At 56.6% G+C, this 5,882-nt stretch carries 5 protein-coding genes and 1 pseudogene; 5 read left to right on the top strand and 1 reads right to left on the bottom strand.

The features are described 5' to 3' along the window. The coding region (locus KZO25_RS16815; RefSeq protein WP_223137862.1) for an RHS repeat-associated core domain-containing protein at positions 1-830 on the top strand (830 nt) is incomplete at its 5' end. A gap of 666 nt (positions 831-1,496) precedes the next feature. Here KZO25_RS16815 and KZO25_RS20090 read toward each other — a convergent pair. Beyond that, positions 1,497-1,817: a hypothetical protein gene (locus KZO25_RS20090; protein ID WP_262489097.1), complete on the bottom strand. Its 321-nt coding sequence runs from the start codon at positions 1,815-1,817 to the stop codon at positions 1,497-1,499. Positions 1,818-1,832: 15 nt separating this feature from the next. On the opposite strand from KZO25_RS20090, the gene KZO25_RS16805 reads away from it, so the two are divergent. The 4 genes and pseudogenes from KZO25_RS16805 to KZO25_RS16790 all read left to right on the top strand — a co-directional run. Then, positions 1,833-2,993 (top strand): RHS repeat-associated core domain-containing protein, encoded by a 1,161-nt coding sequence (locus KZO25_RS16805; RefSeq protein ID WP_223137861.1) that lies wholly within the window; start codon positions 1,833-1,835, stop codon positions 2,991-2,993. A 4-nt stretch (positions 2,994-2,997) separates the two neighbouring features. Further along, positions 2,998-3,675, top strand: coding sequence for a hypothetical protein (locus KZO25_RS16800; RefSeq protein WP_223137860.1), 678 nt, complete (start codon positions 2,998-3,000; stop codon positions 3,673-3,675). A 1,104-nt stretch (positions 3,676-4,779) separates the two neighbouring features. Beyond that, the gene (locus KZO25_RS16795) at positions 4,780-4,950 is read left to right on the top strand and encodes an RHS repeat domain-containing protein (protein WP_223137863.1); all 171 of its coding nucleotides are present in this window, start codon (positions 4,780-4,782) and stop codon (positions 4,948-4,950) included. Further along, a pseudogene (locus KZO25_RS16790) lies at positions 4,925-5,882 on the top strand (hypothetical protein); the annotation flags it as partial. The gene KZO25_RS16795 and the pseudogene KZO25_RS16790, both read left to right, overlap by 26 nt.

Raw genomic sequence — 5,882 nt, 5'->3', positions numbered from 1 at the left:
GCCTGGGTCGCCGCATCAGCAAAACCGTGCGCGACACCAACGGCACCACCGCCACCACCCACTACGGCTGGGACGGCGACCGCCTCGTGCACGAAGCCAAAGAGAACCACCGCACCACCGTGGTCTACGAGCCCGGCAGCTTCGTGCCCATGCTCCGAATCGACCAGGCTGGTGATGGCGCAGCCAAGCAGATCAGTGCCTACGTCACCGATGCCCTGGGCACGCCGATGCAACTCGTCACACCGAGAGGCGACACCCTGTGGCAAGCCCAGCCCGACGACTGGGCGGCAGTAACCAATGAGCAGGGCCGCACCGCCCAGCCCATCCGCTTCCAGGGCCAGTGGCAGGACGAAGAGAGTGGCCTCTACTATAATCGCCACCGTTACTACGACCCTCAGCAGGGCCGATACATCAGCCAAGACCCGATTGGTCTGAACGGTGGCACCAACCTGTACGGCTATGTGACCAACCCGACCGGGATGGTGGATCCGTTAGGGTTGTTTGGTAGGCCGGGGCCTATAGATCAGTCAGGTCGGCAAGGTCGAGTGGGGGCCCCAATTGCTTCACAAGGTCCTGCTCCAAGATCTCCGCTTGAACGACTGACTAACGCAGCATTAGGCAGCAGGGTCAAGACTGTTACTGGTGGAACGCTTAAGATTGATCCTGCTACTGGGGCATTCACTAAAACCAATCCCTATTTGTGGGGTTTTTTGGCAATATTTAAACCGAATGAGATAAGTGTTTTGCAAACGCGAAACTATGATTCTAATGGGGACGGCTTATCCGATGAGCACTATCAGGTTGGGATGTGCGTCCCAGGGGTTAGGTAAATGAGGTCAAGTAAGGAATATTGGGCGAGGCACTGGATCGAAGCTCTTGTGATGCTTCCTTCTTACCTGTTTCTTGCTATTCTTATTTCTAAGCTCAATCTTTTGTTATGGATTGTGGTGATATTTTTTGCGCAATATGTGCTTAGAGGAGCTTACAACTATGTCGTTATAGAGCGAAGATTTCTAGAGGGTCGGGCGACTCGAATGCAAAGCTCGATAATTTTTTTCTGCTCTCAGTTGCTTGTGTTATGTGTTGGAATTTTTTTAGTTAGTTTTAGGCCTTGAGCCTTGGATTCATAGAGTGACCGCAGCACAGAGTGAATGCGAATACCATTCGTCAGGGGAAGACGCTTTGCACCTTTCCTTGGCGGTAGCGTGGCTGAAACAGGGACCGTTGTAATATGTTGCACGCTCAAGTCGTCGACGTTTCCAAGGGAACGTCTTGGGCCGGCTCGCCGGCGCTGACATCCCCACGCCAGCGTACGGTTGGTCTACGATGAAGCAGGGTGCCTTGTCGGCGAACGATAGTGCCACCGGCCCCCACGGCCAGCGACGGAATGAGTAGCAACGCCATCGACGACCCCTATGACATCCAAGCCAATTGACAATGTAGTACCAGTAGCATCAGCAGCGACTGACCGCCACCTGTACGCCCCAGGCCAGCCGCTACGGTGATCTGCGCGGCCTCAGTGCCCCTGGCTGGGGCCTCGAACTCGCCTCGAGACCGACGCCCTGCACCGCGAGACCCAGCGGCGCCTGAGCAGTGCCGATCAGCCCCAGCCGCTGATCCTCGAGCGTGGCTACACGCCACTCGGCCAACTGGACCGCCTCAGCCTGCGCGGCCCCGGCAGCGTCAAAGGCGAGCAGCACTACCGCTACGATGCCCAGGGCCGGCTCAGCTTCCGCAGCCAGGGCAGTACCAGCCCGGTCATCGCCTACAGCTACGACCCCGCCGGGCGACTCATCGCCAGCCAGCACGGCGACCATGCCCACCGCTACAGCGTGGATGCGGCAGGAAACCGGTTAGACGGCCAACAGGCCCTGACTGATAACCGCCTTGGTCAACTCAACGGCACCCGCTACCGCTACGACGGCGCCGGCAACCTGATCGAACGCCAACAGCCCAACGGCGAACGCCTGACGCTCGGCTACGACGGGGCTAACCGCTTGGTGCACCTCGTCAACGCCAGCGATTTAGGCTATACCCGCGAAGCCACCTACCGCTACGACGGCCTGGGTCGCCGCATCAGCAAAACCGTGCGCGACACCAACGGCACCACCGCCACCACCCACTACGGCTGGGACGGCGACCGCATCGTGCGGGAGGAAAACGACAGTCAGCGCACTACCGTGGTGTATGAGCCGGGCAGTTTTGTGCCCATGTTCAGAATCGACGACACCCAACAAGGCCAAGTCCTCAGCGCCTACATCACCGACGCCTTGGGCACTCCCATGCAGTTAGTCACCCCTAACGGCACCACCCGTTGGCAAGCTCAGCCCGACGATTGGGCCGCGGTGAAAAACGCGCGCGGCAACACAGCACAACCGATCCGCTTCCAGGGCCAGTGGCACGACGAAGAGAGCGGCCTCTACTATAACCGCCACCGCTACTACGACCCACAGCAGGGACGGTATATTAGCCAGGATCCGATCGGTCTTAACGGTGGCACGAACCTGTATGGCTATGTGACTAACCCCACCGGGATGGTGGATCCGCTGGGGTTGTATGATGACCAGCCTCGTCAATCAAGCAGGGGTGGTTTCGGTGTAATGGGAATGATTGCTCCGCGTACCATGTCAGGGTTTGCTATCCACGAAAGCGACCGCGCCGCGCTTGATAATTTGGCTGACATACAGACAATTAACCGAGCGGCAGCCTCTACGGCAGGATATGCTCCCATGGTGCTGTCAAGCGCGGCCGCAGCAGCGCCAACCGTAGCTGCAACTGGCTATGCCGCTTATCGCTCGCCAGTGGGGCAGTGCGTGAAAACAATTTCACAAGATGTTGTTCTTGATGCTGTGTTATCGCTCAGCGATCCGGCTTCGAATCGGCCTGATGCTAAGGACCTTGCTGAACAAGACATGCGTAATAGAACAGAGCAAATGCAGCGAGATACTCGTCCTCGAGCCAGGGTTTCAGATGTATTAATTTGCAAGCGGTAAGCTTATGAAAGACTTATATCATGACTCTGTTTTCTACTTAAGAACAAATTCCTGGGAAGGTGGAATGAGGGATGTCGATGCATATGAAAGAATAAAAGCTAGGTCGCAAGCAGGCGAGCCTTTGTTTATTATTCTGCATAGCTGGTATTTAACCTTAGGGAAAGGGTGCGAGAAAAATGTTGCTCTGGCACTCAGTCTTATAAATAAGGAGGAGGTGCAAGAAAGCTCAGCCGCATTATGCGCAGCCGGCTTGGGAGTTTTGCGGGGTTACTATGGTAGGTTAAGTGAAGGTGAGGCCATCAGCTTATTTGATAAGGCTGAGATAGTGTGTGCTAGAAAAGGTGGGTACATGAAAGGAGTGTTTTATTTTAACAAGTTTCTAAGCTGTCGAAATGATGTGGAATCATTTAAGCTAGCTGGCGAGTGCTTTAAAAAAGCATCGATGAAAGGGCATGCAACAAGCCTGAAGATGTACCTTTTTTGCTCTTCTCAATGTCGTTGGCTTAGGTTTGTAAAGTATTGTTCAGTATTTTTCATGTATATGGTAGGTCGGCGGGGGGTAGATGGGCCAGAGCGGTGGTGGTGCTATCGAGATCTTAAGCAGTACAGGCCAACTACGGTTGAGTTTGCTGAGAACTGTGGCCATGCTTTGGGCTATTTTTCTAAGGGTGATAGAAGCTGATTTGAAGTGGGCGGTTTATTGGCCCTGAATTAAAGTAATATGCGCAGCATGGGCAGGAAGCAAGCTTTCTGTCCAGTAGGGAGGATTCTTATTTTCCTTCCCTAGATACCATCTCTCCTAACCGGTCACAAACCCAGCATTAGGTGGTTTGTGACCGATATTCGGTTTGTGTCTTGAGGACGCCACAGGTATGGAAGTACAGAGACTTTTAAAAATGTGAATGGCTCACAGGTGAAGCTGCAGGGAGCCGATGCAAGAGCGGCACTTCATGTGCAGCCCTTTCCTTACGAGGCCACCTTTACAGCTATTGACGACAACGGAACCCCTGTGCCAGATATTTACCCCATCCATGGAGGAGTGTTGACTAGTTTTCCAGCAGAAACGGGTGGGACAAGTAAGGTTTTCAATAACAGTTCGCCGTCGGACTGGACTGTTTCCATACCTCACCAACAAAAATCATGCGATCACTGCGGGGAGCCACAGATTCGTGTGTAACAATGTGCTGAATAAAACGCCTCTGATGCTGGCTGCATTATTAGTGCTACTTGGATGCAACCAGGAGAGGAGAGATACTATAGAGCAGACTGCATCGTGAGAATAAATATCGACTGGTCTGGATACAATGCAGAAAGGCGATGAGATGTCCATAGAGAGGTCTTTTTTGAGGCTGCAAGTGTTCATCATAAGACGCTAGGGTTTGAAAGCCCGGTTCCAGGGCCAGGAGGTGTACTTGGAGGTGAAGAAAATGAGTTTGCTTATATTCAATTTAAAGGGATGTGTGATAGGCGCTATGAGTTTGCTGAAAACATCATAGTGTACTTCAAAGAGTATTTTGATGATGTGCCCCCAATGGAGGTGGACCCAGGGACGTTTGAACCGGGAAGAGATGGCGGTCTCAAGTTCCAAGCGCAACGCTATTGAAGGGTCCTGAACTCAACCGATAAGTGCAATACGGACGTTGCGCCCATTTACCACCCGCCAGGGAAGGCACTTCGCTGCCTTCCCTGGCGGTAGCGTGGCTGAAACCTGCTATGAGTCAGCTCATGCCCACCATCCCACAGCGCCCCTGGCGGCCTCGAGACCCACACCCGGGCCGACGGCTCGGTGATCGAGTACCGTTACGACGCCGCCGGACGCAAGATCGCCACCGTCGATCCGCTGGGTCGCGAGACGCGGATCGAACGCGACGACCACGGCCAGGTGATCGCCCAGACCGCTCCGGACGGCACCCGCTGGGCCATCGAGCGGGATGCCCTGGGCCACCCACCAGCGTGAGTGGAACGCCCTGGGCCAGCTCAGCGCCCAGATCGACTGCTCCGAACGGCGCACCGACTACACCTATGATACCCGCGGTTACCTCGCCGCCGTCACCAACGCCCTGAATGAAACCACCCGCACCACCCACGACGCCATGGGCCGGCGCCAGTCCACCCAACTGCCCGACGGCAGTCACTGGCACCACCATCACGACGCCCAGGGGCGCCCGGTGGAACAGGAGGGCCCCCAGGGCTACCGTCAGCAGCTGTTCTATGACGACTACGGCCGCCCCGCCCAGCGGATCGATGCCGACGGCAGCCAGACCACCTTGGCCTATGATGAGGCCGGGCGCGTCAGCGAACTCACCCTGGGTAACGGCGCGGTCTACCGCGAGACCGGCCCCGATGGGCGGGAGCAGCAGTATCGCTACGACGGCGCCGGTCAGCTGATCGAACGCATAGAAGCCAACCGCCCGGGCCCCGACGGCCAGCCGCTGGTCACCCGCTATGACTACGACGCCAATGGCCGGCTCACCGCCCGCCACCTGCCCGCGACCGAGCACGCCCCGGCCAGCACGGAACACTACCAGTGGGGCGTGAACGGACAACTCATCAGCGTCACCAACGACCACGGCGACGTGACATTTAGCTACGACCACGCCCAGCGACTGATCGGCGAACAGCAGCGGCACAACGCCATCGCCGAAGGTAACGGGTGGAGCTGGCAGCACCAGCACAGCCTTACCGCCACCGGCGCGCCCCAGGCCAGCCAGTTCGGTGACCTGCCAGCACTTAACTGGCACACCTACGGTAGCGGCCACCTGCACGGCATGAGCGCCCCCGGCCTTGACCTGGAGATCGCCCTGGAACCCGATGCCCTGCACCGGGAGACCCAGCGTCGTCTCAACACAAGCGCCAATGCGCACAACCAACCGCTGATTCTGGAACGCG

This window comes from Halomonas sp. ANAO-440, assembly GCF_019915905.1.
Lineage (GTDB): Bacteria > Pseudomonadota > Gammaproteobacteria > Pseudomonadales > Halomonadaceae > Halomonas > Halomonas chromatireducens.
Note: the sequence above shows the minus strand (reverse complement) of the source record. Positions and strands in the feature narration are given on the sequence as shown.